Here is a 26,197-nt window from a genome sequence, read left to right as displayed (position 1 = left end):
TAAAAGTGCAGTAAAAATAGCAAAGTAAAGTTAAATGGGACTTAAAATTTCATCCCGTTATCGTTTAAGGCTAAAGTGACCTTTAAATTGTGTGGTGTCTGCCTCAATTACAAACCAATAATCATCTGAAGGCATCTGGTTTCCTTGAAAAAAACCATCCCAAGAAGACGAATTTGAGTTTCCGAATTTAAGTAGCTTACCGTATCGGTCAAAAATGGAAAAAGATATAGTGCTAAAAACTTCTAATCCGTCGGGTGTAAAAAGGTCGTTTACCCTATCTCCATTCGGAGTGAAAAATTTAGGGATTACCAAGTGGAAAAAATCTTGGGTTACTACACCGCAATTGGCATTATCTTGAACGTAAATAGTATAAAAGCCACCTTCTACAGCTTCAAAAACAGGACTATTTTGATACATGTTTCCATCTAAAGAATATTGAAAATTCCCCTCATTTGATGTGGAAACAATAATTGACGGTCCGTCAGAAGTTATACTTTCAATTCTAGGCAAATCTATTTGCTCAACAATGAAACTTTGACTATCCGAACACCCATTAATATTGGTGACAACAACGGAATATTCACCAGGAGCTGAAACATCAATAAGTCGAGTTGTTTCCCCCGTATTCCATAAATAAGTGACATTTTCGACTTCTGCATCAAGGGTAATGAATGAGTCTTCACACAAAAAAGCAAAAGTGTCATCGGGTACTTCGGGTAGCGGGTTTACTGTAAGGGTGACGGGAGTTCTTGTTGTAGAGGCACATTCTATTTCAGTAGAATTGGTTTCGGCATAATACATACCGGCACTAGTGGTTTCAAGATTCTGATTATTTGCTAATATTAGATTACCTCCTGTATCGGCATCATACCAATTAACGGTATACGTGTTTTGTGTAGAGACAGAAAGTATACCTATTTCGCCCTCACAAACGGTAACATCTCCGCTGCTGGTTGGTGCAGCAGGAATAGGTAATACGATAATATCAAAAACATCAGAAACAACATTACATAAGTCGTTGTTGACATTTATGGGGTCTTCGGCAGTTTTAACTCTAAAGTAAGTAGTCGCAGTTACAGCAGGTGTAGAAAGGGTATTGTTGTTTTCTCCTGTTATGTCGGTCCAGATTTGTTGGTTTGTACTTTGCTGCCATTGGTATGCGTGGGTATTGAAAATAGAAAAATCTGGTGTTGCTATAATAGTTCTAGATACCCCACCTTGGTCTTCGCAAACTACTAGTCTTTGTTCGTTTGTATTTGTTGAAACAGTTACATTGTCTCCGCAAGATTTAAAAACGATATCGTCAATAGCGAGGTCGTTTCCGCAACCACCATTACTATTGTTTCTCATTTTTAAAATGACCGAGGTTTGGCCGGGTTCTGTTTTAAAAACTAGAGCGTATTGTTGCCATTCGGTACTAGAGTTTGCTACAATACTTCCTGTATCTCCTTGGGCCAATAGGGTAGTGTTCGTTTCATCCCAAATTTGAAAACGGACATTTACAGGTATACTATTGCCTTCACAACCACCTGCAGCTTGCAGGTTAATGAGCCATGATGAAAATTCATAAGAGGTATTTTCACATAAACTTGTAACCTCTCTTTGATAAAATTCACCAGCGGTAAAACTTGCATTTACAATAAAAGATTTGCCATTAGTATCGCCCGGTGTATGGTCTTGTATGGAAAGCCAATCGAAGTAGTTGGTGGTGCTTGAAATAGTGTAAGAGCCGTCATTAGGTGTACCTGTGGTGAAATTATATGTTGTAGTGCCTGCTGGTAAAGCAGGGCCGTCTATAGTTCCTGAGCCAAAATCTTCGGTAAAAATAGGGTCGCCAGAATTTCCTCCACAAAAGCCTAGTTGTGCAGAAAGTTCTGTAGAACCGATGCAGAGTACCAATAAGCAAAAGTAGAATGATTTGGGATGCATAATTTTCACGAACCTAAGATACCATTTTTAGATAAGAGGGTATATTTTTTAGGGTAATCGAAACCAAAATCCGTTAATCACCAATATTTTTTTAACTCTCATCGATTCAACCTATTTTTGCCCCTTATCGCAAAGAAGCAACTATCATGCAATACAATTTCAACGAAATTGAGGCCAAATGGCAAAAGTACTGGGCAGAAAACCAAACATTCAAAGCAGAGAATGACTCTAATAAAGAGAAGTTTTATGTGTTGGATATGTTTCCTTATCCTTCGGGAGCAGGGTTGCACGTTGGGCATCCATTAGGGTATATCGCAAGTGATATTTATGCGCGCTATAAAAGACATAAAGGGTTTAACGTGTTGCACCCGCAAGGGTATGATTCTTTCGGATTACCTGCTGAGCAATATGCGATTCAGACAGGGCAGCACCCTGCAGTAACTACGGCAGCAAATATTAAGACTTATAGAAGACAATTAGATCAATTAGGTTTTTCGTTCGATTGGAGCAGAGAGGTACGTACTTCTAGTCCTGAGTATTACAAGTGGACGCAATGGATTTTCATTCAAATCTTTAATTCGTGGTATAATAAAGACACCGATAAGGCGGAAGATATAGAGTCGCTTATTTCTATTTTTAATACAAATGGAAACGCTACCGTAAATGCAGTTTGCGATGACGCCATTGAATTCTTTTCAGCGGATGATTGGAAGGCTTTCTCAGCAATTAAGAAACAAGAAATTCTTTTAAAATATAGATTAACTTATTTGGCGGATACCGAAGTGAATTGGTGTCCGGCATTGGGTACGGTATTGGCAAATGACGAAATAGTAAACGGAGTTTCAGAACGTGGTGGTCACCCAGTTATTCGTAAAAAAATGACCCAGTGGAGTATGCGAATATCCGCCTATGCTCAACGGTTATTAGATGGGTTGAGCAAGATTGACTGGCCACAACCTTTAAAAGATTCACAGACCAATTGGATTGGTCGTTCTGAGGGAGCAAGTGTCACTTTTCATACAATTCCTTCTAGCGCAGTCGAGAAGTCATTTCCGATTGAAGTATTCACAACCAGACCCGATACTATTTTTGGAGTTTCGTTTATGACGCTAGCGCCAGAGCACGAATTAGTATCTAAAATAACTACTGCTGAACAAAGGGCGGATGTAGAGAATTATATTCAGGCTACAGCAAAACGTTCTGAGCGTGACCGTATGGCCGATGTAAAAACAATTACGGGAGCTTTTACAGGTGCTTACGCAGAGCATCCGTTTACAAAAGAACCAGTACCCGTTTGGATCGGTGATTATGTATTGGCTGGGTATGGTACAGGAGCGGTAATGTCCGTACCATGTGGGGATCAGCGTGATTATGATTTTGCGAAACATTTTAATATTCCGATTCCGAATATCTTTGAGGGTGTTGATATTTCTGAAGAAGCGTATGCCGATAAGGATAAAACGGTGATTGCTAACTCAGATTTTCTAAATGGTTTGCCTTATAAAAAAGCGGTGAAACGTGCCATTTTCGAATTGGAAAAATTGGGGCAAGGTGAAGGGAAAATCAACTACCGATTACGAGATGCAGTATTCAGTCGCCAAAGATATTGGGGAGAACCTTTCCCAGTGTATTATGTGGGCGGGATGCCTCAAATGATAGAAGCGGAGCATTTGCCTATTAAACTTCCTGAAGTTGAAAAATATTTACCGACCGAAACTGGGGAGCCACCATTGGGTAATGCTACCGAGTGGGCTTGGGATGCTGTAACTAATAAAATAGTGCACAACAGCGAGATAAATAACACGAGTGTTTTTCCATTAGAGTTAAATACCATGCCAGGTTGGGCGGGTAGTTCGCAGTACTTTAATAGATACATGGATCCGCATAACAGTGAGGAAATATTCTCTCAGAAAGCCATTAACTATTGGCAAGATGTAGATTTATACATTGGCGGTAGCGAGCATGCTACGGGGCATTTGTTGTACTCCCGTTTCTGGCAAAAATTCATGTTCGATAAAGGTTTGGTGCCTAAAGATGAATTTGCAAAGAAGCTGATTAATCAGGGGATGATTACGGGGACTAGTGCTTTTGTGCATTTTGTTACTGCAAGGTTTGAAAATGAAAAGCAATTTTTTATTGCAATAAACAAAAGTGATTTAAATGATATTGATGCTGTAATAAAGAAATGGAGAAATACTGATCCAGTGAATTCAAAAGCTTTTAAGTATGGTGCTTTGATATCAACTCACGTTGATGTTTCATTAGTTAATGCTTCCGATGAGTTAGATGTTGAAGGATTTAAGAAGTGGAGGTCTGATTTTGAGGATGCAATCTTTATTAGAAATTTAGATGATGTATTTAAAGTTGCTCGCGAAGTTGAAAAAATGTCCAAGTCTAAATACAATGTAGTAAACCCCGATGCTATTTGTGAAGAATATGGTGCGGATAGTTTGCGCTTGTATGAAATGTTCTTAGGGCCATTAGAGCAATCCAAACCTTGGAATACGGCTGGTATTACAGGTACACATTCTTTCTTGAAGAAGTTATGGAGACAATTCCACACAGGTGAAAATGCTTCCTTTATGGTAAGCGAAGATGAACCTTCAAAAGATTCTTGGAAAACATTACACAAGACCATCAAAAAAGTAGAGGAAGATATTGAAAATTTCAGCTTCAATACATCGGTATCTACATTTATGATTTGTGTCAATGAGCTTTCTGCGCAGAAATGTGTAAGCCGGCAAATCTTAGAGCCATTGGCTATTTTAGTTTCACCTTATGCACCACATATAGCTGAAGAACTATGGCATAAATTAGGTCATTCAACATCTATTGCCACAGTGCCTTTTCCAAAATTTGAAGGCAAATATTTGGTAGAGAGTAGTAAAGAATACCCTATTTCATTTAATGGGAAAATGAAATTTACAATGGAGTTGGCTTTGGACTTATCGAAAGATGAAATCGAAGCTGCGGTTATGGCCAATGAAAAAACCCAACAACAATTACAAGGTCGCGAACCTAAAAAGGTAATCGTAGTCCCAGGTAAAATCGTAAATATCGTAGGTTAAACATCTTCCTAATTACGTCATCACGAGCAAAGCGAAGTGATCTGTAGGTTTAGTGCACAAAACTAACAGATTGTTCCGCACACTCGCAATTATTTTTTTAGTATTGTCGTCTTTACGAGAAGGCACGACGTAGTTAATTACCAGTTCGGGATACTTGATTAACTGATGACTAAGCTAAACTCGCAAGGAAACAACAAAAGACTATCGATTGAAAACATAGAAATTTTGGGACTGGTTGCCGTAACGTTAACTACATCGGCATTTGTTCCTCAGGTATATAAAACATGGAAAAATAAATCAGTTAAAGATATTTCTTTATCAATGTATACAGTACTCTTAATAGGACTTTTACTTTGGGTTGTTTATGGTTTTTATATTAATAGTCTACCTATAATTGCGGCTAATATTATTACGGCTACCCTATCAGTTTTGATGGTAATAATGAAAATAAAATATAAATAATATACGCACCCCCTAAAAAAATAGGGGATATGATTTAAAAAATATCTTTTTTTGACAATTAACCCCTGCCTTTTATCGATTTTATGTTTGATATCTGATTAAATAGCTTCAGTTTTGCAGTGTAACATAAAATGACACATCATGATAGTTGGTATTCCAAAGGAAATTAAGAACAATGAAAGCAGGGTAGGTATGACGCCAGCCGGAGTTTTCGAAATGGTAAAGAACAACCACAAAGTATATGTCCAGTCTGAGGCTGGTGAAGGCAGTGGTTTTTTTAATCAAGATTACCAACAGGCAGGAGCTATTATATTAGATACAATAGGTCAGGTTTATGCCATGAGCGAAATGATTGTAAAAGTAAAGGAGCCCATTGCCGAAGAATATGATTTAATTCAAGAAGGGCAAATACTCTTTACATATTTCCATTTTGCCTCAAGTGAAGCCTTGACCAAAGCGATGATAAAGCAGAAAGCGGTCTGTATAGCTTATGAAACGGTAGAAGATGAAGAGGGTACATTGCCGCTTTTGACCCCTATGTCTGAAGTTGCTGGTAGAATGGCCATACAACAAGGTGCAAAATACTTGGAAAAGCCGGCTAAGGGTCGTGGAGTACTTTTAGGTGGTGTACCTGGTGTAGCGCCAGGTAAAGTTTTAGTGTTGGGTGCCGGTGTTGTAGGTGTGCAAGCTGCGAAAATGGCAGCAGGTTTGGGCGCTCATGTAACCATTATGGATATTAATATGAAACGTTTGCGTTATGTAAATGATGTAATGCCTCCACATGTTGTTACTGAATTCTCAAACGAGTTCAATATTAGAAGACTTATTAAAACGCATGATTTAATTATTGGTGGTGTATTGTTAAAAGGAGCCAAGGCACCAAATTTAATTACCAGAGATATGTTAAAAGAAATGCGCCCCGGTACGGTGATAGTCGATGTTGCCGTAGATCAAGGTGGTTGTGTCGAAACTACTAGACCAACAACGCATGAAGATCCTATTTATATTATTGATGATGTAGTGCATTACTCCGTAGCTAATATGCCCGGTGCTGTACCTTATACATCAACAATGGCATTGACAAATGTAACCTTGTCTTACGCGCTAAAATTAGCAAACCTAGGTTGGGAGGCAGCTTGTGAGAAAGATGCATCATTAAAGAAAGGGTTGAATATAGTTAAGGGAGAAGTAGTTTATCAAGAGATAATTGAAGCCTTCGGTTGGGAAGAAGTGATTGCCTAAACGTACATTTTGTCAGTAAAATATACCCCACAAAGTCTGAAAGGAATTTGGCGGGGTTTTTGCTTTACTGCAAGTAGATTTTCTTGAGAAAGCGAATCTTTAAGTATATTTAGTTGATTTAAAAATTGAAACGTTATGATGGGATATTATATATTAATCGGAGCCATTGCTTTGGTGAGCTGGTTAGTAAGCAGTAAATTAAAAAGTAAGTTTAAGTTTTATTCCAAGGTGCATTTGCAAAATGGAATGAGCGGAGCTGAAATTGCAGAAAAAATGTTAGCGGACCACGGTATTCGCGATGTTAAGGTAATTTCTACTCCAGGAATGCTAACGGATCACTACAATCCGAAGAACAAAACAGTTAATTTAAGTGAAGGTGTATATAACCAAAGAAATGCCTCTGCAGCTGCAGTTGCTGCACACGAATGTGGTCACGCGGTACAACATGCGCAGGCTTATGAATGGTTAGGTATGCGTTCGAAATTAGTACCTATAGTTAGCGTAACTTCTGGAATGTCTATGTGGGTGGTTTTTGGAGGTTTGGTCTTAGGTGGAGCAGCTGGTATAGGTTTAGGATATTGGGTTGCAGTTGCAGGTCTTGTTATGATGGGCTTAGCTACATTGTTTAGTTTTGTAACCTTACCGGTAGAGTATGATGCGAGTAATCGTGCTCTGGCATGGTTGAAGAATAAAAACGTTGTTACTCCACAAGAATATAAAGGTTCTGAAGATGCACTAAAATGGGCTGCAAGAACCTATTTGGTCGCAGCCATTGGTTCTTTGGCGACATTGGTATATTGGGGACTTCAAGTTTTTGGAGGTAGAGATTAAGAAAAACCATCTTATATAAAAGTAAAAACCTTCCCAATATGGGAAGGTTTTTACTTTTATATACTGATTTGTCGGTCTATTTGTTGCGCTAAGGAAATAAAAGTTTCTGTTCTAGAAACACCTTCTATGGCTTGAATTTCCTTGTTCAAAACCTGCATTAGGTGTTCATTGTCCCTGCATAAAACTTTAATTAAAATAGACCAGTTACCCGTGGTGTAATGACATTCTAAAACTTCAGGTATTTTTTCAAGTTGTTTGACAGCCATAGGATTGCTCATCGCCTTGTCTAAATAAATGCCTATATAAGCCATGGTAGTATACCCTAACGATTTAGGATTAACAATAAATTTAGAACCTGATAATAGTCCCGATGCTTCCAGTTTTCTTAAGCGTTGATGTATTGCAGCACCAGATATTCCGATACTTCTTGCGATTTCCAATACGGGTTTTCGTGCATCTGCCATTAAAAACCTTAAAATCTTTTTATCTATTCCATCAATTTTAGCCAAAGAAGTGGGTGCTTTCATGTCTTATGTCAATTTAAACATAAAAATACCTATTTGGTTTCAATGTGATAGTTAAAAAGGATTAGTTAATTACAGAATTAGGGTTATACCCTAAATAAGGCACTTCATATTCTTTAAATTTGACACCGTATGTTTTTAATTCCTCAAGAATAGGTTTGTAGACTTCTTTCGAAATAGGAATCTGTACGCCTGGGGTGGTAATTTTTCCATTCAATATTTTTAGTGCGGCCATCGCTACAGGCAATCCAACTGTTTTTGCCATTGCTGTGAAAGTTTGATTTTCACCAATGACAACTAACTTAGAGTCTATTTGTTTCTTTTCGCCATTTAGTTCGTATCCAAATTTATGGTACATAACAATCATATCCTTTTCTTCTGCTTTAAGCGTCCAGCTATCTTCCAGTATTTTCTGTAAAGCTTGGGCAGGTGTGGCATTAGGAATATTAATAAACTTTGTATGATCAAATATATTTAACTCTAGTAATTTGTCCCATCGAATATCATCTTGGTCTAATTTTAAATAGTGTCTAAGTTTCAATTCTACTGAATCGGTTGGCGAATATGGTAAGAACAGGTTGATGAATTCTCTGTAGCTCATCTTTTCAGAATTCTCAATGGTGTATGTGTCATCGGTAGCACCTAATTGTATAAACATATTCCATGCCTTAGAGAAGCCAACACGACGCATAGTTCCTCTATATAGGGTTAAGGCATTTTGCAGTCGGTAAGCTTCTCTATAGCCTAAAGAATCACGATTGGCATAGCCTTCAAAACGTCCATAACCTTCAATTTCGAAAAACTCTGTACGCCTAAAAAGGCGGTGATAAGGTATGTACTTATAAGTACCTTCTTGAATAAATTTGGCGGTGCCACCTTGCCCTGCAAGAACAACATTTCTTGGGTTCCAAGTAAACTTATAATTCCATAGGTTATTGTCATGTTCCGGTGCAACCAATCCGCCACAAAATGATTCAAATAGTATGATTTTTCCACCTTTATCTCGAATACGGTCAATGACTTCCATGGCACTCATATGGTCAAGACCGGGGTCAAGGCCGATTTCATTCATAAATACTAATCCATTTTGCTTAACTTTTTCATCAAGAGCAAGTAACTCTGGACTAACGTAAGAAGCTGTTACCAAGTGTTTTTTATGAACAACACAATCTTCAGCTACTTTAATATGAAATCGTGCAGGCAGCATTGAAATAACAATGTCTGCATTTGCAATAGCATTTGTTCTTTCCGTTTTGTTAAATATGTCAAGCCCAATTACTGAGCAGTGTTTATGGCCGGCGACGGTGGCTGGTATAGCTGACGGATTAATGTCACCAATGGTTATTTCTAATTTTTCTTCTTCAGCTTTTCCTAAAAGATAATCTAACAAATATGAGGTAGACTTACCAGCACCTATAACAAGAATTTTTCGCATCATCCGATTTCAGTATTTTTGATTGGTAACAAAATACTAAGGTATCAAATTGTTACATTTATAAAGAAAGTTATAGAAAAAGTTATGAAAAAAACAATTTTGAGTACTGCATGCTTGTTCGGTATGTTGGCAGTTGTTCTTGGTGCTTTTGGCGCACATGGGTTAAAAAATTTAGTCGATTTAGATGCGGTTGCGACATTTGAAACAGGTGTTCGCTATCAAATGTATCATGCATTTTTTCTATTTGTTCTAGCTTTGCTGCCCGATAGCATGCTCAAATCAAAAAGACCTATATATCTATGCGTGGTAATTGGGGTAGTTTTATTTTCCTTTTCTATTTATATTTTGGCGTTGAATGATTTAATGCAATTCGATTTTAAAATGTTCGGTATAGTTACCCCAATAGGGGGTGTTTTCTTAATAATTGCTTGGGGCTTAATGCTATTTGGTATAGTGAAATCAAAAGTTTTAAAATAGAAGAAAGTAGGTTAGAGCTAAGAAAGATGTATTTTCAACTCATAATGGCACACAAATGGGTAAAACAAAATTATTAGGGCTTGTTTTAGGTCCGGTTTCTTTTTTCTTCATTCTTTTCTTTTTTCATCCAGAAGGGCTTTCTGAGCAAGCCAATGCCGTATTGGCATCAACAATTTGGATTGCTATTTGGTGGATAACGGAGGCAATTCCGATTGCTGTTACCGCATTACTTCCGATAGTACTATTTCCACTTTCTGGCGGATTAGATTTATCGGCCACTTCTGGTTCTTTCGGACATAAATACGTATTTCTATATATGGGTGGTTTCATTATTGCCATAGCTATCGAAAAATGGAATCTACATCGTAGAATTGCGTTGAACATAATTAATTTGATAGGTTCTGATGTTCGAAAAATAATTCTTGGTTTTATGGTGGCAACCGCATTTTTATCGATGTGGATATCGAATACGGCAACTGCTGTCATGATGCTGCCAATAGGTTTGGCAATAATCAAACAACTACAAGATAATCCAGATACGGTTGAAGACGAAAACCAGACTTTTGGTAAGGCTTTAATGTTGGCAATAGCGTATAGCGCCTCTATTGGTGGTTTGGCAACGTTAATTGGCACACCGCCAAACTTGGTGTTGGCCGGCGTGGTTTTAGATACCTATGGCTATGAAATAACGTTCATGCAATGGTTTGTTTTTGGACTGCCAATATCTGTCATATTAATATTCATATGTTGGAAGTATTTAACAAAATATGCTTTTACCTTCAAACAAAAGACTTTTCCTGGTGGTAAAGAGGAGATAAAACGGCTATTGTCAAAGCTTGGTACAATTAGTTACGAAGAGAAAGTAGTGGCTTTTGTTTTTGCCTTAACAGCTTTCTGTTGGATTACCCGTTCTTTTTTATTGCAAAAATTATTACCTGGTTTAGATGATACGATAATTGCTATATTTTTTGCTATTGTTTTATTTTTAATTCCTTCAAAGAAAAAAGGAGAACAATTAATAAATTGGGAAGAAGCCGTAAAAATGCCTTGGGGTATTATTTTACTTTTCGGTGGGGGTATGGCTTTAGCAAAAGGATTTGAAGAAAGCGGACTAGCAACTTGGATTGGAAGTCAGATGACATCCCTTGCCGGATTGCCAATTTTGGTTTTAGTTTTAGTTTTGATTGCTGCGGTTAATTTTTTAACTGAAATAACGTCAAATCTTGCAACTACCGCCATGTTATTGCCGGTATTGGCGCCAATGGCACTCACAATAGATGTACATCCATTTGTATTAATGGTCGGTGCGGCGGTGGCGGCCTCATGTGCTTTTATGCTTCCGGTCGCGACGCCTCCTAATGCTGTTGTTTTTGGTTCAGGATATTTAAGAATTCCCGATATGGTGAGTAAAGGCTTCATTATGAATATAATATCAATATTTATATTAACATTTTTCGTATATTTTGTACTCCCAGAATTATGGGATATTACTATTGATAGTTTCCCACAAAATCTGAAAAAATGAAACTATTGCTTATCCCTGATAAATTTAAAGGCTCATTAACAAGCGAGGAAGTGTCTAAGGCTTTTATTGCAGGTGTTGAAAAAGCAGGAGTTGAATTTACTTCACATTACATTAAAGCCTCTGATGGCGGTGATGGTTTTATGAATGCTGTAGCACATTATAAACCTTGTGTTTCAGTTCAGGTAATTAGTGAAAATCCGATAGGGAAACCAATACAGTCGTACTACCTATATAGTCAAGAAGCTAATTCGGCATTTGTTGAATTAGCAAATGCGTCTGGTATGGAGCTGCTTACTCCGGAAGACAGAAACCCTATGTTGACAAGTACATTTGGTACAGGACTACAAATAAAGGATGCTGTTCAAAAAGGTATAAAAAATGTGTATATAGGTTTGGGCGGAAGTGCAACTAATGATGCCGGAATTGGTATAGCACAAGCCTTAGGGTATTCTTTCTTAGATGAAAATGGTAAGAAGCTTAAAGCAACTGGTGCTAGTTTGAGTCAAATTAAATCTATTGATGATACAGATGTTTTAGAAGGTTTAAAGCAGGTTAAGTTTTTTGCCATAAATGATGTTACAAATCCCTTATTTGGTGAAAACGGTGCGGCACATGTTTATGCTGCACAAAAAGGAGCATCAGAACAGATGATTAAAGAATTGGATTTTGGCCTAAAAAATTTGGATAGAATAGTATTTAAAAAGTATAATTTTCAAAATGCTAAGTTACCAGGTTCTGGTGCTGCAGGTGGTGTAGCATATGGACTTAAAACTTTTCTTGGAGCAAATTATTTTAGTGGGATTGATTTTGTGTTAGAGCTTTCAGGTGTAAATGATTTATTGAGCAAAGAGCGTTTCGATTATTTAATTACGGGAGAAGGCAAAATTGATGAACAGACATTGAATGGGAAGTTAATTCAAGGTGTTCTTGCCTTAGGTGCTCGTGAAAATATTCCGGTAATAGCTGTTTGTGGAAAGCTGGCAATAGAAAAAGAGGAACTGAAAAAGCGAGGTATTTTTGATGTATTTGAAATACAGGATTATACTAAAGATCTTGCTTATAATATGAAGCATGCTGCAGGCTTGTTGACTGCTAAAACGACTGAATATTTTAAATTGTTAAAAAAATAAAGTTATATTAAAAAGCAATAATTTTATTTATTTCTTAAAATATCGTATCAAAATTTACAATAATGCATTTTAAATGCGGTATAGTTTAAAATAATGTAATAAAAGGAATAATTTAGTTGCGAATTTTTTTAAATTTCATCATTCTTTAATTGAATTCGTATTTCGACGAGAATTAGGGCTAAATAAGCTTTGAAAATCAAGGGGTCACCTTTTATTTTTTTAGTTTTACTTGATTAAATTTTCAAAAGCATGAAAAGCTCAACAACAAATGCGAATACAATATCCCTAAAAAAATATGGGATAACACATTCTAATTTTCATTACCAAGAAGACCCCGAACAACTGCAGAAGGTTTCTCTAGAAATGGATATGGGAGTTGAAACTAGCAATGGTACGCTTGCAGTCAATACAGGGGAATTTACAGGTAGGTCTCCTATGGATCGTTTTATCGTAAAAGATGATATTACAAAAGATAAAGTATGGTGGGGAAATATTAATATTCCGTTTGAAAAGGAAAAATTTGATTCGTTATATTCAAAGGTTATAGACTACTTAAATCAAAAGGAACTTTTCGTTAGGGATAGTTATGCATGTGCAGATCCTGATTACCAATTAAATATTAGGGTCATAAACGAGTATCCGTGGTCTAATATGTTTGCTTATAATATGTTTTTGCGCCCTACAGAAGCTGAGCTAGAAGATTTCACTCCTGAGTGGACTGTTATCAACGCTCCAGGGTTTATGGCAGATGCAGAACTAGACGGAACAAGACAGCATAATTTTGCGATACTAAACTTTACTGATAAAATCGCACTTATTGGTGGTACCGGTTATACTGGTGAAATCAAGAAAGGTATTTTCTCAGCGCTGAACTTTATTTTACCGGTTTATAAAGAAACCTTGCCAATGCATTGTTCGGCGAATGTAGGTGAAGATGGCGATACGGCTATCTTTTTTGGATTATCTGGCACAGGTAAAACAACCTTATCAACGGATCCGAATAGAAAGTTAATTGGTGATGATGAACATGGTTGGACGAGTAGAAATACCGTTTTTAATTTTGAAGGCGGTTGCTATGCTAAAGTGATTAATTTATCTGAAGAGCAAGAGCCTGAAATTTACGGAGCTATAAAACCAGGTGCTATTTTAGAAAATGTAGTATTGGATGACAAAGGCAATGTCGATTTTGCCGATACCTCTATTACTCAGAATACTAGAGTTAGTTATCCTATTTATCATATTGATAACATACAGCAGCCATCAATTGGTAAGAATGTTAAAAATATTTTCTTTTTAACTGCCGATGCATTTGGGGTGTTACCTCCAATATCCAAGCTAACTCCTAGTCAAGCTGCATATCATTTTATATCAGGCTATACGGCTAAAGTTGCGGGTACAGAAGCTGGGGTAGTAGAGCCGGTACCTTCTTTTTCTGCATGCTTTGGTGCTCCATTTATGCCATTGCATCCAACGAAATATGCTGAGATGTTGAGTAAGAAAATGAAGGAGTCTGGTGTAGACGTTTGGTTGGTGAATACTGGTTGGACCGGAGGCCCATACGGAATTGGAACACGAATGAAGTTAAAATATACCAGAGCTATGATATCTGCTGCCTTGAATGGTGATTTAGGTTTGTACTCTTATGATAGATATCATATTCATTCGGTATTCGGAGTTGCTCAGCCTAGGGAATGTCCTGGTGTGCCAACATCTGTTTTGAGTCCGAGAGCAACTTGGAACAATGATGAAAAATATTACACCACAGCATTTAAATTGACAAATGCCTTTAGGGAAAACTTTAAAAAGTATGAAAGTTATGCCACGGAGGAAATTAGAAGAGGCGGACCACAACGGTACGCATTCTAAAACATAAAAAAAGCCTTGCATTGCAAGGCTTTTTTTATTGACTTTTTTGAGCAAGTTATTTATTTACGCTTGTAATGTACTTTTGTAACGCCATAGTCATTGATGGTGTTTCTGGAGTAGGAGCTTTAATATCAATTCTTAAACCAGCACCAGTAGCTGCGTCAACAGTAGAATTGCCGAATACTGCAATTCTAGTTTCCTTTTGTTCAAAATCTGGAAAGTTCTGTAATAGAGATTCTATTCCAGAAGGACTAAAGAACACTAAAATATCATAATAAACATTTCTTAAGTCGGAAAGGTCGCTAATTACAGTTTTGTAAAAAATGGCTCGTTTCCAATTGATATTTAGAGTTTCTAAAGTGTCGGGTACATCTAATTTAAGTACATCAGAAGAAGGTAATAAGAATTTTTCGTCTTTATATTTCTTAATCAAAGGCACTAAATCCGTGAATAATCGTTTTCCTACATAAATTTTACGTTTTCTATAGACAACGTATTTTTGTAGATAGTACGCCACGGCTTCTGATTGACAGAAGTATTTCATAGAATCTGGCACTTTAAAACGCATCTCTTCTGCGATTCTAAAGAAGTGGTCTACTGCATTTCTACTGGTTAAGATAATAGCAGTAAAATCATTCAGATCTATTTTTTGCTGACGCACACTTTTTGCGTCAACTCCTTCTACATGAATAAACGGTCTAAAATCAACCTTTACCTTTTCTTTATCGATAAGTTTGGAATAGGGGGAATTTTCCATTTTTGGCTCTGGTTGAGAGACCAAAATCGTTTTTACTTTCATACGCTGCGCTATTTTAGAAAGCTTCCCATAATAACTAAGGGTGCAATTTCGAGTGCGCAAAGGTACAAAATAAAATAGAAAAAATAGGAGCTTATAAAATTTTGGTAATTCCTTAGTACTGTCACCCAGCCAATTATATTAATGATCAAGAATAGAAAAACGGCAATATAGATAACGATTCTCGAGTCAATAAAAACGTAGGTTAAAAGAATATTTGCAATAAAAAGAACAATGCTTGAATAATTAAGGTAGGTTAATTTCCTAAAAACCAGTTCGTTGAAGATGTTATAAGTATTAAATATAAAACCGTTGAACAATTGTGCTATTGTTTTTGCACATAAGAATAGGAAAACACCTGCAAGCAATAACGGAAAAATAAACGGATTTTTGACCTGAGAAGTAGGCATATATGTACGCCAAATAAAAAATATAAATAGTGTGGTATTTATAATTTGAAAAATACTTAACAGTATATGGAACCAATTGAATAGTTTCTCTTTCTTGGTGTACATGGTTATGTACTTGTTGTTAAATGGCAGAATTATAAAACTAAAAAAGCGGGAATAATAGATGCTTTTTGCAATTAATGGAAACAGAAGACTTACCATTAATGTTATGGTAATCCAATCGTTTTGAGAGAATGTTCTGGCAATAGGTTCCATTATTTGATTGGAATTGGTTTTCCGTTTAAGCCAAAATAGAGATTGTTCTCAGAAATGACTACCCTAAAGTAACCAATGTTTTCCATTTTTGTTTTTGGTAAGTGAAATGTAAAATTAGTAGTGTCCTGCTGTTTTAGTGTTGTGGTATTTGGATCTACAGCTTCAAGCACTATTTTTAAAGTTTTTTTTGGTATTTTGTAATTATCCATGTACGTGACCGCAAATTTTAGTTTGCTCAATTCGATGGGCTCTTTATAGGGGTTAAAAACCTTTAGCGTAATATTTTCATCCGAATTCAAAGTTTTTTCGATGTCCTCCACTATACATTGAACCTTTCGAAAAGATTGAAAATTTGGTATATACTTTCCTTTATATAGTCCACCATCTTTCCTTTCGTAAGAAAATGAGTTGTCGTTAATATATTTTGAAATATAAGCAATGTCCTTACCTCGTATCTTTTCTTCAGAATTATCTATTGAATACTGATTTTTACGGTACATATAATTATTCAAAGAAAATGTTGGTGTGCCATTGGTATAGAAAGAATACATCGGGGCATTTCTATAAGAATTTTCAAACACTACAGGTATTTTTCCAACTTCATCTTCAATCGCCTGAGCCCATTCTTTATTGCCGTGACTTTCATAATAGAAATTAAAAAGAAGAGGTTGATAAGCAAGTCCTATTCTTAGATAAATGATAATTATCGTATTGATAAGCCCTAGCCTGAAAATCCATGTCAATGCTTGTTTGTTCCGAAGCATGAAATTAAAGGCGATAATGACCAAGGGAATACAAATAATAATAATCCACTGTGTCTGTACTCTTCTGTTAAAGCTAGAAATAAAGAAAAATAGAATTACACCATAGGTGAGATAGATTAGTGCTTTTGTAAATAAATCATTGCTTTTAGTTTTAAAAAGAGCCTTGTATATAAATGGAAAGGTGAGGCCAAAAACAGCTACTAAATTCACGAAAAAACCTAAGGTATATTTCTCAAAGCTATACGCCCCATTTGGTCTTTCGTATAAATGATATTTAATGGATACAAGGTCATTTTCATATAACCAATAAAAATGAGGAGTATAGGAAATAAGGGCTACGAAAACAGCAAGCCAAGCATATTTGTTTTTTACTAATTTTAGATTTGAAAGTAGAACAAAGAAGATTACAAGTACAGCATGATACTTACTGTACATTAACGCTGCCATAAATACACCCAGCAATATTGAGAGACCTACCGTTGGTTTTTTGATAAAATGCTTGTAAGTCAATAAAAAACAACTTGTAAAAAACAGAAGGGGCGTATCGGGTAATGTAAAAAAACCATAAGCATTTAAAAGGGTCATAGAAAAAACCAACACAAAAAAATGTTTTATATAATCGTTCTTTTTGGGGTTGTCAATCATTAGCCAAAGCAAAATGATATTAACGGTAGCTAACACACAGCTCATAAACCGAACCCCTAGTTCGCCATTAAAAAAGTAGCTACTTATTTTAATCAATAAGGCGACCATTGGTGGGTGGTCAAAATAACCCCAAGCCATGTTTTGGCTGTAATACCAGTAGTAAGCTTCATCAAAAATAAGTTGTGTAAAACTAGATTGAATGACATTAAGAATGAAAATTGCAGCTAGAAAAAAATAGAACTGCTTTGGAATTTTAGTCAACATTCGCATAGGATACTTGATGGCTAAATTACAAATTTAAGGTTAGTTACATAGTTTAAAAATTTCATAAAGGTATAATAGCACGTTTTAAGACGACCATTAAAACCTTACTTTTGTCGAAATACTTTTTTAAGATATATGGCCAGTAGTATTGTAATCATACCTACTTATAACGAAATTGAGAATATTGAGGCCATTATTAGGGCAGTGTTTGATTTGCAGAAAGAATTTCATGTTCTTATTGTCGATGATAATTCTCCCGATAAAACAGGCGATTGTGTAAAAAAACTTCAAAAGGAATTTGAAGGAAAACTTTTTTTAGAGACACGGACTGAAAAATCGGGACTAGGCACGGCGTATATTCATGGTTTTAAGTGGGCTATAGCGAAAGGGTATGACTACATTTTTGAAATGGATGCGGATTTCTCTCACACTCCTTCAGATTTGATTAGACTGCAAAAGGCTTGTTTGAATGGTGCAGATGTTGCTGTAGGTTCTAGATATAAAAAAGGAGTGAATGTAGTAAATTGGCCATTGTATAGGGTGTTGCTGTCTTACGGTGCCTCAATCTATGTTAAACTTATTACCGGTATGCGGGTGCATGATCCAACAGCTGGCTTTGTATGTTATAAAAGGGAGGTATTGGAGGCTATTGATTTAGATTCTGTTCGTTTTGTGGGCTATGCTTTTCAGATAGAAATGAAGTTTAGGGCCTATTTGAAAAAGTTTAAAATAGAAGAAGTTTCAATTATTTTTAGAGACCGTGTTTTAGGTAAATCAAAAATGAGTTCTACAATTATAAGCGAAGCAATTTGGGGTGTCTTTGTAATGAAAATGCGAAGTCTATTTTTAAGGAATAAATTTTAATTATGGGTAAGATTCTATTAAAAAACGGTGTCATTGTAAATGAGGGAGTCATTCTAGAGAATGATATTCTAATAGAAGATGATTTAATTGTTAAAATAGCTAAAGATATTAGTGATGCCGATGCAACAGTAATTGATGTAAAAGGCATGCATATTTTACCTGGCATTATCGATGACCAAGTTCATTTTAGAGAACCGGGCCTTATTCATAAAGGCACTATAGCGACAGAAAGTAGGGCAGCGCTTGCTGGTGGTATAACCACTTTTATGGAGCAGCCAAATACAACGCCACAAACAACTACCATAGAAAAGCTTGAAGAAAAGTTTGCAATTGCTGAAAATTCTGCTTTTGCAAATTATTCATTTCTATTTGGTGGCACCAATGATAATCTTGAAGAATTAAAAAGACTGGATAAGAATGCATGTTCAGGTATCAAATTATTTCTAGGATCATCAACAGGCAATATGTTGGTAGATGACGAGAAGGTGATAGAGAGTATTTTCAGTAATACAGAAATGGTCATATCTGTCCATTGCGAAGATGAAACTACTATTCGTGAGAATCTGGCCAAATACAAAGAACAGTACGGAGATAATATTCCAATACAGTATCATCCAATTATTAGAAGTGAAGAAGCGTGTTATTTGTCATCTTCAAGGGCTATTGCCTTAGCAAAGAAAACCGGCGCTAGGTTACATGTATTTCATGTGTCGACGGGTAAGGAGACTAATTTATTTCGAAATGACATTCCGTTAGAACAAAAGAAGATAACTGCTGAGGTGTGTATTCACCATTTGTGGTTTTCAGATGCTGATTATGCAGATAAAGGAAACTTAATTAAGTGGAACCCTGCGGTGAAGACTGCAAAAGACCGAGAACAATTGTGGGATGCCTTATTAGATGATAGAATTGATGTCATTGCAACAGATCATGCTCCACATTTATTAGAAGAGAAAAACAATGTATATACGAAAGCACCATCTGGCGGACCATTAGTGCAGCATGCGCTTCCGGCTATGTTAGAAAAGGTGAAAGAAGGTAGAATAAAGTTGGAGAAAATGGTGCAGAAAATGTGTCATAATCCAGCGATATTATTTCAGATAGAGAAAAGAGGATTTATTCGTGAAGGGTATTACGCCGATATAGTTGTTGCCGATTTAAATAACTCGTGGACGGTTACGAAAGAGAATATTGCTTATAAATGTAAATGGTCGCCATTTGAAGATCTTACCTTTTCTTCAAAGGTGGTGCATACCATAATAAATGGGCATTTAGGGTTTACTAATGGTAAATTCTCAGAAATTAGAAATGCAAAAAGACTAACTTTTAATAGACCATGAGGTATAGTTTAAGTTTTATGTTAGTTATGTTGTTACTCTTTTCATGCGCAGAAGAGTTGATAGAAAAGCCAGAAAATTTAATACCTCAAGACAAAATGGTATTAATTTTTAAGGAAATGGCTATTGTTAATGCTGCAAAAGGAACCAATATTGGTAAATTAAAGGATAATGGTATTGAACCAACTACCTATATATTTGAAAAATTTGAGATTGATAGTGCACAGTTTGTAGATAGTGATCGTTATTATGCATCAAAACCATTACTATATGAAACGATGTATAAGGATGTTGAATCCAGGTTGGAAAATCAGCGCATACAATTGGAGGCAATGAAAAAGGAAAAAGATAGTCTTAACCTTGTAAAAAAAGCCTCAAGCAAAGATTTGAAATCAACTGATAAGGTTTCTGACACCCTTTAAGAGTGTTCCTCGGTAAATAGTTTAGCAGAAAATTTTATTGTTTCATCTAACGGCTGAAACTCAAATTCTAAAGCTTTTGATATTTTAGAATTGTCGAATTCGGTAGTGTGCAGTAGACCGTAAATGGTACTATTAGTTATCGTTCTAGCTTTTCCTGTAACGATGTTTCTAATTTGGTCACCAAATTTCCCTAATTGAAGTTGCCATATTTTTAGTTCTTTTTTAGGTGCTTTCTTTCCCATCGTAGAGGTTATTTGGCTCAATATTTCTTTATAAGATAGATTTTTGGCAACCAGTATAAAACGTTCTCCGGTAATTTTTGAATTCATAAGTTCAACCATAGAACGTGTTACATCAGCGATAGTGATGAAGCCTGAACCCCCTGGAGGATAAAATGGATAGCCTTTAGATGCGGTCTTAAAAAATGTGCCGCTACCATTTTCCCAAAAGCCCGGTCCTAAAATCACTCCGGGATTAACGATAACTATTTGCAACTGCTCTTGGGCGCCGCGCCAAACTTCCATTTCTGCGAGGTGTTTTGTAATAGCATACGGGTTTGCATGTTGCCTGCTCCACTCGGTTTCTTCCGTAGCTTTATCATTCGAATTGGGTTTGCCTATAGTGCCAATGGTACTTACATGGCATAATTTCTTTACGCCTAATGCGATACACATATTAACCACGTTAGCGGTGCCTTCCCTATTAATGCGCTCTAATAATTTAAAATCTGATGGATTAAATGATATGTAAGCTGCGCAATGATATACATGGGTTACTTCTCTAAATGCGAGTTCTAAAGATGGGATGTCTAAAATATCTCCTTTTACCCAATTAATTTTTTTAAAGAGTTTTTTTGCATTTGGGGAGTAATAGCCAAATATTTTTTTGACCTGTTCTAGTTTTTCATTCGTTCTATAAAGCGCACGAACTTCAATATTATCATTGACTAATCTTAGCAACAAATGTGACCCCACTAATCCTGTGCCTCCCGTAACTAATATCATGCTTCAAATTTAGGAAATACAGGCGGATAAATTCCTGCTTTAATCTACTGTGTTCTGGCAAGAATTCCATTTATATTTGCAATTCAATAAAAATAAAGGAAGAGATGACAAATTTTGTCAAGGAGTTACAATGGCGCGGAATGTTACATGATGCAATGCCAGGTACAGAAGAACATTTATTAGAAGAGATGCAATCGGCTTATGTGGGTATTGATCCAACGGCAGACTCTTTACATATAGGTCACTTGGTAGGGGTAATGATGCTTCGACATTTTCAGTTGGCCGGGCATAAACCTTACGCTTTAATAGGTGGTGCTACGGGTATGATAGGTGATCCATCGGGTAAGTCTGCAGAACGTAATTTACTTGATGAAAAAACTTTACGGCATAATGAGAATGCCTTAAAGGAGCAGTTATCTCGTTTTCTAGATTTTACGGTTGATGGTGAAAATGCAGCGGTTTTGGTCAATAATTATGACTGGATGAAGAATTTCTCTTTTTTAGATTTCATTAGGGATGTGGGTAAACACATAACCGTCAATTATATGATGTCTAAAGATTCTGTAAAAAAACGACTTTCTGCGGAAGCTAAAGAGGGTATGTCTTTTACTGAATTTACGTATCAATTGGTGCAAGGGTATGACTTTCTTCATTTATATAGAGAATATAATTGCAGCCTTCAAATGGGAGGTAGCGACCAATGGGGTAATATAACTACGGGTACTGAATTAATTCGAAGAATTGCAGGCGGAAAAGGTTATGCGCTTACCTGTCCGTTAATTACTAAGGCCGATGGTACCAAATTCGGTAAGACCGAAGGCGGAAATATTTGGCTTGATGCCGAACGAACCTCTCCATATAAATTCTACCAATATTGGTTGAATACTTCTGATGAGGATGCCGAAAAATATATTAAAATATTTACGTTTTTAGGTCAGCAAGAAATAGAAGATTTAACGAAACAACATAAAGAAGCCCCGCATTTACGATTGTTACAGAAACGATTGGCAGATGAGGTTACCGTAATGGTGCATTCTCAAGATGATTTGGATAATGCGGTGCGCGCCAGTGAAATTTTATTCGGTAAGTCTACAGCATCAGATTTGAAAGGATTAAATGAAAAAACATTCTTGGAGATTTTTGAAGGTGTACCACAAGCTGAACTTTCTAAATCTGAATTAGCCGATGGTTTAGATATGATAGGAGCATTAGCTGCAAAAACCAATTTTTTAGGCTCTAATGGTGAAGCTAGAAGAGAGTTAAAGCAAAATTCCATTTCGGTAAATAAAGAGAAGGTAAAGGAAGATTTTTTAATTACTTCAGAAGATTTGATTAACGACAAATTTGTATTAATACAAAGAGGTAAGAAAAACTATTTTGTATTAGTATTTAACTAGATTAAGCAACCATTACCATATTAAGTCATCTTAATTGAAAGGTTTAGATATGAAGCTTAGATTTTTGGTTGTTTTGTCAGTATTGTTTTTGGCGTGTGATCCAGATGATGAACCGGCTATTGCAGATGCTGCCTTAGAAGGTGAATGGGTGCTCTCACAAGTAGTGTGTTATTGTGGTTTTGAACCAGACACAGATTTCTCGCTAACCAAAGTTGTATTTGACACAGATAGAGATTTGGTGACAGTCACCCATGATGGAGGATATACTTTTTTTAGGGAAAGTGGCGAACATTTTTATGGTGGTCAAGCAGACCGATTGGGCTTTTCAGATAACTCAGTATATCGTTTTGAGGTAGAAGGTTCACTGCTAACATTGACATTTCAGGACAGTACTGAAATTGCAGATGATGAGGTAACTTTTCTTTTTAAAAGATGAAGATGAATGAACTAATCATTTCATGAGATTTATTGCGAAATATTTAAGCGAATAATACGTTTGCATGGTCAAACCCCCTACACTATGTTTAAGAGATATTTTTCAATTTTTTGTCTATTTACGTTATTCGTTAGCTGTGATAAACTAGATGAGTTAACCAAGTTTGATATGGAATATAGCCAACGAGCGACTATTCCTTCCTCTACGGGTATAAATTTGCCTTTTGATATTTTTACTCCAGAAATGGAGACCAATTCTGAATCTAAGTTTGCGGTAAACGATACGCGCAAAGACCTTATTGAAGAAATAACCTTAACTGAATTAGAATTGGTTATTATATCTCCTGATACTGCTGATTTTAGTTTCTTAAATTCTATAGAAGTATATATTTCTGCAGACGGATTAGAGGAAATTCAAATAGCATCATTAAGTGAAGTTCCAGAAGATGCAGGAAATAGAATTACCCTAAATACGTCAGACACAGATTTGAAGGAATACATTAAGAAAGATGAATTTAGCCTACGCTTAAATACGGTTACAGATGAATTGATGAGCGCTGATCATGAATTAGAAGTTAATTCAACATTCTTTGTGGATGCCAAGATATTAGGACTTTAAATTTCGTTGCCGATTAAACGCAACGCTTTGGTCTTATGGTATCTTCTTAATAGATTTTAATTAGTATTTTATGAGAAAACTTGCCGCTTTTGCACTAGTGTTGTTCTCATGTTCTAATGAAGATGACTTCGGTTTAGAATCTACTCAATTTGTTTTTTCTGAACAAAAATGGGAATTAATTCAAATGACCGGAAATTATAAAGGTTCGAAAACTACTGGTGATGACATGGCTTGGCAAGAATATTATGTGTTGAATCCAGCTGGTACATTTGAGAAATCTAGAACAAGAGAAGAGGTTGTTACAGTTGCTAATGGCTCATTTGAGGTAGTGGAATTTGAAAATGATACAGAACATTATTTGCTCTTAACTTTTGAATCTGGTGAGGAATTAGTTGGTAATTGCGGAGATGGGGTGAATGAATTGTTGGTTTACAAATCGGCCACTAAAATCTCTAGTACATGGCAAGCCTGTGACGGACCTGGTTTAGATTATGTGCTGAGTAAAAACTAAAGCACCATTAAGTTACAGCCTCTAATATCAGAATTGTCAAATCTTCCAATAATTTCAAAAGTACCATCTTCATTAATCTTACCTAAATCTTGAGTAGCGATAAAAGAGCAAGAATTAATATTTGCTAAATCAATAACATTAACTCCGCCTGTTTTCCCGGTTTTTTGATAGGTTAGTGGGTCTTCGGTGTCGCGAACCAAAATCTTCATCCAAGTAGGGCAATCGAATATTCCGTTTCCTTTAGAATATCCCTGAGATAGTAATTCCGTCATTCCGTATTCCGAGTGTATTTCGTTTACTCCGAAACCAGCACTTAGTAATTGATGTAATTCTTGTCGTACAATCTCTTTACGGCGACCTTTCATCCCACCAGTCTCCATAACTATGGTGTTCTTTAGAGATAGCTGATATTGCTCTGTAAATTCTAATAAGGCAAAGGAAACGCCGATAATTAAAATTTGAGTATCTGTTTTTTGAAGCTCAAGTAGAAGTTGGTGTAGCTGTTCATATTCGTTTAAGAAAAATCCGCTTTTAGGGTGATTAGATTTTACTATTAAATCTTCAACCATATAAATAAGGGAAGAGCCTGTTCGTTCTAAATAGGAAGGTAAAAGAGCTAGTATACAATAGTCTTCAATACTCCCGTAAAACTGTTTGAAAGCTTGTAAGTAACTTTCTTTGTAAAGGCCTAAGTCTGTAACGAAATGTTTGCTGGTTTCACTGCCAGTTGTTCCGCTGCTTGTAAAAATAATTTCTTCAAGCTTGGGGGAGCTTACTACACTTTTCGATTTAAAAAATTCTATAGGTAGAAATGGTATTTGCTCTAAAGATTTGACTGTATTTGGGTTAACATGTAAGTGGTCGCAAAAAGTACGGTAAACGCTGTTATTTGCATATTGAAACTTAAAAATACGCAGTGCTTGAATAAGAAATTCATTTTCTGTACGTATATCGAAAATAGCATTTTGCTCCATGAATTTTTCCGGTTGAAGCAAAGGTACTGAACCAAATTATTTTAAAGGTTTGGTAACCAAATTAAGTATGCGTATTATTTTACAACCAATTTTCGAGTAATCGATTTATCGTTCTCAGTTACTTGAACAACATAAACACCAGGTGACAGTCGTGAGATGTTCATTGCTTTGCCCGTTAATTTATCGGTTAATACCAATTCGCCAAATACATCATAGATTCTAACTTCTTTTAAGTTGTTCTTTTCAGTAGTGACATAGACGACATCTGCAAGTGCAGGGTTCGGATACAATTTAAATCCGGCAATTTCATCTTTACGTAGGTTATTGATATCTATTGTGTCTTGGGCATAAATACCAAAAGATAGAACCATAAATAGCAAAAAGTAGATTTTCTTCATTTCTAATTGATTTGGGATCAACGAGATAAAGGTACTTATAAGCTATACTGGGAGTCTGAAAATGTTGTGAAAGCTAAGATTTTGTAGGTCAATATGATACGTGCAGCCATTCATCGGATATATGTGTATTTAACCGAATGCGGTAAAGTAATTGAGAGGTAGGATAAATGAGTAATAGGCTACTTAACGATTAGTTTTCGAGTAGACATTTTGTCTTTTTCAAAAACACGTAATACATACACACCAGCATCTAAATCGGATAGATTCAGTTCTTTTCCTAGAATGGTCGTTTTTAGTAATAAAGTACCAAAAACATCGTAGATGAAAATTTCTTTGGGTGCGTTGAGATTTGTAGAAATATAGACTTTACCAGTAGTAACAGGGTTTGGGTACATACTGAAACCATCGATGTCTCCATTGCTTTTGGCACTTTGCCCATAGCTAAAGGAGATAAAAAGAAAAAAGATGATTAGGTAAAGGTGCTTCATACGCTACTACAATACAAATTGTATACCACAAATATAGGTATATTGATTCCTGAATGTCAAGGTGGTAGGCCTATTCTTTTAAATTTTTCGATGAAATGCAAAAAAGCCCGCAATTTGCGGGCTTT

At 36.0% G+C, this 26,197-nt stretch carries 25 protein-coding genes; 15 read left to right on the top strand and 10 right to left on the bottom strand.

From position 1 onward, the window contains the following. Positions 1 to 57 precede the first annotated feature (57 nt). A complete protein-coding gene (locus BMY56_RS05210; protein WP_091620852.1) occupies positions 58 to 1,929 on the bottom strand; it encodes a T9SS type B sorting domain-containing protein in 1,872 nt (623 codons plus the stop codon). Between the two features lie 146 nt (positions 1,930 to 2,075). Between BMY56_RS05210 and BMY56_RS05205 the strand changes: the two genes are divergently transcribed. The 4 genes from BMY56_RS05205 (at position 2,076) to BMY56_RS05190 (ending at position 7,532) form a co-directional block, all read left to right on the top strand. Beyond that, positions 2,076 to 4,997, top strand: a complete 2,922-nt coding sequence (locus tag BMY56_RS05205) for a leucine--tRNA ligase (RefSeq protein ID WP_091620849.1) — start codon at positions 2,076 to 2,078, stop codon at positions 4,995 to 4,997. A gap of 165 nt (positions 4,998 to 5,162) precedes the next feature. Beyond that, on the top strand, positions 5,163 to 5,459 hold the full coding sequence (locus BMY56_RS05200) for a SemiSWEET family sugar transporter (RefSeq protein ID WP_218144551.1): 297 nt from the start codon (positions 5,163 to 5,165) through the stop codon (positions 5,457 to 5,459). 141 nt (positions 5,460 to 5,600) lie between these two features. Beyond that, positions 5,601 to 6,701, top strand: coding sequence for an alanine dehydrogenase (gene ald / locus BMY56_RS05195; RefSeq protein WP_091620846.1), 1,101 nt, complete (start codon positions 5,601 to 5,603; stop codon positions 6,699 to 6,701). A gap of 135 nt (positions 6,702 to 6,836) precedes the next feature. Beyond that, positions 6,837 to 7,532, top strand: a complete 696-nt coding sequence (locus tag BMY56_RS05190) for a zinc metallopeptidase (protein ID WP_091620844.1) — start codon at positions 6,837 to 6,839, stop codon at positions 7,530 to 7,532. A 56-nt stretch (positions 7,533 to 7,588) separates the two neighbouring features. Here BMY56_RS05190 and BMY56_RS05185 read toward each other — a convergent pair whose 3' ends face one another. Both BMY56_RS05185 and BMY56_RS05180 read right to left on the bottom strand, forming a co-directional pair. After that, on the bottom strand, positions 7,589 to 8,059 hold the full coding sequence (locus BMY56_RS05185; RefSeq protein WP_091620841.1) for an Lrp/AsnC ligand binding domain-containing protein: 471 nt from the start codon (positions 8,057 to 8,059) through the stop codon (positions 7,589 to 7,591). A gap of 61 nt (positions 8,060 to 8,120) precedes the next feature. Beyond that, positions 8,121 to 9,494, bottom strand: a complete 1,374-nt coding sequence (locus BMY56_RS05180; protein ID WP_091620837.1) for a saccharopine dehydrogenase family protein — start codon at positions 9,492 to 9,494, stop codon at positions 8,121 to 8,123. Positions 9,495 to 9,575: 81 nt separating this feature from the next. Here BMY56_RS05180 and BMY56_RS05175 point away from each other — a divergent pair, with 81 nt between their 5' ends. The 4 genes from BMY56_RS05175 to pckA all read left to right on the top strand — a co-directional run bounded on the left by BMY56_RS05175 (position 9,576) and on the right by pckA (position 14,489). Further along, the gene (locus tag BMY56_RS05175; protein WP_091621822.1) at positions 9,576 to 9,968 is read left to right on the top strand and encodes a DUF423 domain-containing protein; all 393 of its coding nucleotides are present in this window, start codon (positions 9,576 to 9,578) and stop codon (positions 9,966 to 9,968) included. A 55-nt stretch (positions 9,969 to 10,023) separates the two neighbouring features. Further along, positions 10,024 to 11,493, top strand: a complete 1,470-nt coding sequence (locus BMY56_RS05170) for an SLC13 family permease (protein WP_091620834.1) — start codon at positions 10,024 to 10,026, stop codon at positions 11,491 to 11,493. Then, entirely contained in the window at positions 11,490 to 12,623 is a 1,134-nt protein-coding gene (locus BMY56_RS05165; protein WP_091620831.1) for a glycerate kinase, read from the top strand. Before BMY56_RS05170 ends, BMY56_RS05165 begins: the two co-directional genes overlap by 4 nt. A 249-nt stretch (positions 12,624 to 12,872) precedes the next feature. After that, positions 12,873 to 14,489, top strand: coding sequence for a phosphoenolpyruvate carboxykinase (ATP) (gene pckA, locus BMY56_RS05160; protein WP_091620828.1), 1,617 nt, complete (start codon positions 12,873 to 12,875; stop codon positions 14,487 to 14,489). Positions 14,490 to 14,544: 55 nt separating this feature from the next. Here the strand turns inward: pckA and BMY56_RS05155 are convergent, their stop codons facing one another. The 3 genes from BMY56_RS05155 to BMY56_RS05145 are packed head-to-tail and all read right to left on the bottom strand — an operon-like array spanning position 14,545 to position 17,623. Then, positions 14,545 to 15,288, bottom strand: a complete 744-nt coding sequence (locus tag BMY56_RS05155; protein WP_091620826.1) for a uroporphyrinogen-III synthase — start codon at positions 15,286 to 15,288, stop codon at positions 14,545 to 14,547. A gap of 8 nt (positions 15,289 to 15,296) precedes the next feature. Then, positions 15,297 to 15,896 (bottom strand): DUF4271 domain-containing protein, encoded by a 600-nt coding sequence (locus BMY56_RS05150; RefSeq protein WP_245737165.1) that lies wholly within the window; start codon positions 15,894 to 15,896, stop codon positions 15,297 to 15,299. Between the two features lie 53 nt (positions 15,897 to 15,949). Beyond that, on the bottom strand, positions 15,950 to 17,623 hold the full coding sequence (locus BMY56_RS05145; RefSeq protein ID WP_091620820.1) for an ArnT family glycosyltransferase: 1,674 nt from the start codon (positions 17,621 to 17,623) through the stop codon (positions 15,950 to 15,952). A 135-nt stretch (positions 17,624 to 17,758) separates the two neighbouring features. Between BMY56_RS05145 and BMY56_RS05140 the strand changes: the two genes are divergently transcribed. Genes BMY56_RS05140 through BMY56_RS05130 form a run of 3 tightly spaced genes read left to right on the top strand, consistent with a single transcriptional unit; the run spans position 17,759 to position 20,246 of the window. After that, positions 17,759 to 18,487, top strand: coding sequence for a polyprenol monophosphomannose synthase (locus BMY56_RS05140; protein ID WP_091620819.1), 729 nt, complete (start codon positions 17,759 to 17,761; stop codon positions 18,485 to 18,487). A gap of 2 nt (positions 18,488 to 18,489) precedes the next feature. Then, the gene (locus BMY56_RS05135; protein ID WP_091620817.1) at positions 18,490 to 19,827 is read left to right on the top strand and encodes a dihydroorotase; all 1,338 of its coding nucleotides are present in this window, start codon (positions 18,490 to 18,492) and stop codon (positions 19,825 to 19,827) included. Then, on the top strand, positions 19,824 to 20,246 hold the full coding sequence (locus BMY56_RS05130) for a DUF4296 domain-containing protein (RefSeq protein WP_091620814.1): 423 nt from the start codon (positions 19,824 to 19,826) through the stop codon (positions 20,244 to 20,246). The genes BMY56_RS05135 and BMY56_RS05130 overlap by 4 nt, the downstream gene beginning before the upstream one ends. Here BMY56_RS05130 and BMY56_RS05125 read toward each other — a convergent pair. Continuing rightward, complete coding sequence (locus BMY56_RS05125) at positions 20,243 to 21,250, bottom strand: NAD-dependent epimerase/dehydratase family protein (protein ID WP_091620811.1); 1,008 nt, start codon at positions 21,248 to 21,250, stop codon at positions 20,243 to 20,245. The two genes, BMY56_RS05130 and BMY56_RS05125, sit on opposite strands and share 4 nt — an antisense overlap. A gap of 104 nt (positions 21,251 to 21,354) precedes the next feature. On the opposite strand from BMY56_RS05125, the gene tyrS reads away from it, so the two are divergent. The 4 genes from tyrS (at position 21,355) to BMY56_RS05105 (ending at position 24,212) form a co-directional block, all read left to right on the top strand. Then, a complete protein-coding gene (gene tyrS / locus BMY56_RS05120) occupies positions 21,355 to 22,647 on the top strand; it encodes a tyrosine--tRNA ligase (RefSeq protein ID WP_091620809.1) in 1,293 nt (430 codons plus the stop codon). Between the two features lie 49 nt (positions 22,648 to 22,696). Continuing rightward, complete coding sequence (locus BMY56_RS05115) at positions 22,697 to 23,083, top strand: hypothetical protein (protein ID WP_091620806.1); 387 nt, start codon at positions 22,697 to 22,699, stop codon at positions 23,081 to 23,083. Between the two features lie 84 nt (positions 23,084 to 23,167). Then, positions 23,168 to 23,701 carry a hypothetical protein gene (locus tag BMY56_RS05110; RefSeq protein ID WP_079511189.1) on the top strand — a complete coding sequence of 178 codons (534 nt, stop codon included), beginning with the start codon at positions 23,168 to 23,170 and terminating at the stop codon, positions 23,699 to 23,701. Between the two features lie 70 nt (positions 23,702 to 23,771). After that, a complete protein-coding gene (locus BMY56_RS05105; RefSeq protein WP_091620804.1) occupies positions 23,772 to 24,212 on the top strand; it encodes a hypothetical protein in 441 nt (146 codons plus the stop codon). On the opposite strand, the gene BMY56_RS05100 is transcribed toward BMY56_RS05105, so the two are convergent. The 3 genes from BMY56_RS05100 to BMY56_RS05090 all read right to left on the bottom strand — a co-directional run bounded on the left by BMY56_RS05100 (position 24,209) and on the right by BMY56_RS05090 (position 26,072). Next, complete coding sequence (locus BMY56_RS05100) at positions 24,209 to 25,186, bottom strand: LuxE/PaaK family acyltransferase (RefSeq protein ID WP_091620801.1); 978 nt, start codon at positions 25,184 to 25,186, stop codon at positions 24,209 to 24,211. The genes BMY56_RS05105 and BMY56_RS05100 overlap by 4 nt on opposite strands. 74 nt (positions 25,187 to 25,260) lie before the next feature. After that, positions 25,261 to 25,584, bottom strand: coding sequence for a T9SS type A sorting domain-containing protein (locus BMY56_RS05095; RefSeq protein ID WP_079511186.1), 324 nt, complete (start codon positions 25,582 to 25,584; stop codon positions 25,261 to 25,263). A 179-nt stretch (positions 25,585 to 25,763) separates the two neighbouring features. Continuing rightward, positions 25,764 to 26,072, bottom strand: coding sequence for a T9SS type A sorting domain-containing protein (locus BMY56_RS05090; RefSeq protein ID WP_091620798.1), 309 nt, complete (start codon positions 26,070 to 26,072; stop codon positions 25,764 to 25,766). Positions 26,073 to 26,197: the final 125 nt, after the last annotated feature.

The organism is Maribacter orientalis, from assembly GCF_900109345.1.
In the GTDB taxonomy this organism is placed as follows: domain Bacteria; phylum Bacteroidota; class Bacteroidia; order Flavobacteriales; family Flavobacteriaceae; genus Maribacter; species Maribacter orientalis.
The sequence above is the reverse complement of the archived record's forward strand: the minus strand, read 5'-3'. Positions and strand labels throughout refer to the sequence as shown.

Bases quoted from the DNA above. Each gene is read 5' to 3' on its own strand.
- BMY56_RS05150 (WP_245737165.1), bottom strand. From the start codon at position 15,896: ATGGTAAGTCTTCTGTTTCCATTAATTGCAAAAAGCATCTATTATTCC.
- BMY56_RS05190 (WP_091620844.1), top strand. From the start codon at position 6,837: ATGATGGGATATTATATATTAATCGGAGCCATTGCTTTGGTGAGCTGG.
- BMY56_RS05125 (WP_091620811.1), bottom strand. From the start codon at position 21,250: ATGATATTAGTTACGGGAGGCACAGGATTAGTGGGGTCACATTTGTTG.
- BMY56_RS05185 (WP_091620841.1), bottom strand. From the start codon at position 8,059: ATGAAAGCACCCACTTCTTTGGCTAAAATTGATGGAATAGATAAAAAG.
- BMY56_RS05140 (WP_091620819.1), top strand. From the start codon at position 17,759: ATGGCCAGTAGTATTGTAATCATACCTACTTATAACGAAATTGAGAAT.
- BMY56_RS05210 (WP_091620852.1), bottom strand. From the start codon at position 1,929: ATGCATCCCAAATCATTCTACTTTTGCTTATTGGTACTCTGCATCGGT.
- BMY56_RS05115 (WP_091620806.1), top strand. From the start codon at position 22,697: ATGAAGCTTAGATTTTTGGTTGTTTTGTCAGTATTGTTTTTGGCGTGT.
- BMY56_RS05090 (WP_091620798.1), bottom strand. From the start codon at position 26,072: ATGAAGCACCTTTACCTAATCATCTTTTTTCTTTTTATCTCCTTTAGC.
- BMY56_RS05175 (WP_091621822.1), top strand. From the start codon at position 9,576: ATGAAAAAAACAATTTTGAGTACTGCATGCTTGTTCGGTATGTTGGCA.
- BMY56_RS05205 (WP_091620849.1), top strand. From the start codon at position 2,076: ATGCAATACAATTTCAACGAAATTGAGGCCAAATGGCAAAAGTACTGG.
- BMY56_RS05110 (WP_079511189.1), top strand. From the start codon at position 23,168: ATGTTTAAGAGATATTTTTCAATTTTTTGTCTATTTACGTTATTCGTT.
- BMY56_RS05135 (WP_091620817.1), top strand. From the start codon at position 18,490: ATGGGTAAGATTCTATTAAAAAACGGTGTCATTGTAAATGAGGGAGTC.
- tyrS (WP_091620809.1), top strand. From the start codon at position 21,355: ATGACAAATTTTGTCAAGGAGTTACAATGGCGCGGAATGTTACATGAT.
- BMY56_RS05170 (WP_091620834.1), top strand. From the start codon at position 10,024: ATGGGTAAAACAAAATTATTAGGGCTTGTTTTAGGTCCGGTTTCTTTT.
- BMY56_RS05100 (WP_091620801.1), bottom strand. From the start codon at position 25,186: ATGGAGCAAAATGCTATTTTCGATATACGTACAGAAAATGAATTTCTT.
- ald (WP_091620846.1), top strand. From the start codon at position 5,601: ATGATAGTTGGTATTCCAAAGGAAATTAAGAACAATGAAAGCAGGGTA.
- BMY56_RS05105 (WP_091620804.1), top strand. From the start codon at position 23,772: ATGAGAAAACTTGCCGCTTTTGCACTAGTGTTGTTCTCATGTTCTAAT.
- BMY56_RS05155 (WP_091620826.1), bottom strand. From the start codon at position 15,288: ATGAAAGTAAAAACGATTTTGGTCTCTCAACCAGAGCCAAAAATGGAA.
- BMY56_RS05180 (WP_091620837.1), bottom strand. From the start codon at position 9,494: ATGATGCGAAAAATTCTTGTTATAGGTGCTGGTAAGTCTACCTCATAT.
- BMY56_RS05200 (WP_218144551.1), top strand. From the start codon at position 5,163: ATGACTAAGCTAAACTCGCAAGGAAACAACAAAAGACTATCGATTGAA.
- BMY56_RS05165 (WP_091620831.1), top strand. From the start codon at position 11,490: ATGAAACTATTGCTTATCCCTGATAAATTTAAAGGCTCATTAACAAGC.
- BMY56_RS05145 (WP_091620820.1), bottom strand. From the start codon at position 17,623: ATGTTGACTAAAATTCCAAAGCAGTTCTATTTTTTTCTAGCTGCAATT.
- BMY56_RS05130 (WP_091620814.1), top strand. From the start codon at position 19,824: ATGAGGTATAGTTTAAGTTTTATGTTAGTTATGTTGTTACTCTTTTCA.
- BMY56_RS05095 (WP_079511186.1), bottom strand. From the start codon at position 25,584: ATGAAGAAAATCTACTTTTTGCTATTTATGGTTCTATCTTTTGGTATT.
- pckA (WP_091620828.1), top strand. From the start codon at position 12,873: ATGAAAAGCTCAACAACAAATGCGAATACAATATCCCTAAAAAAATAT.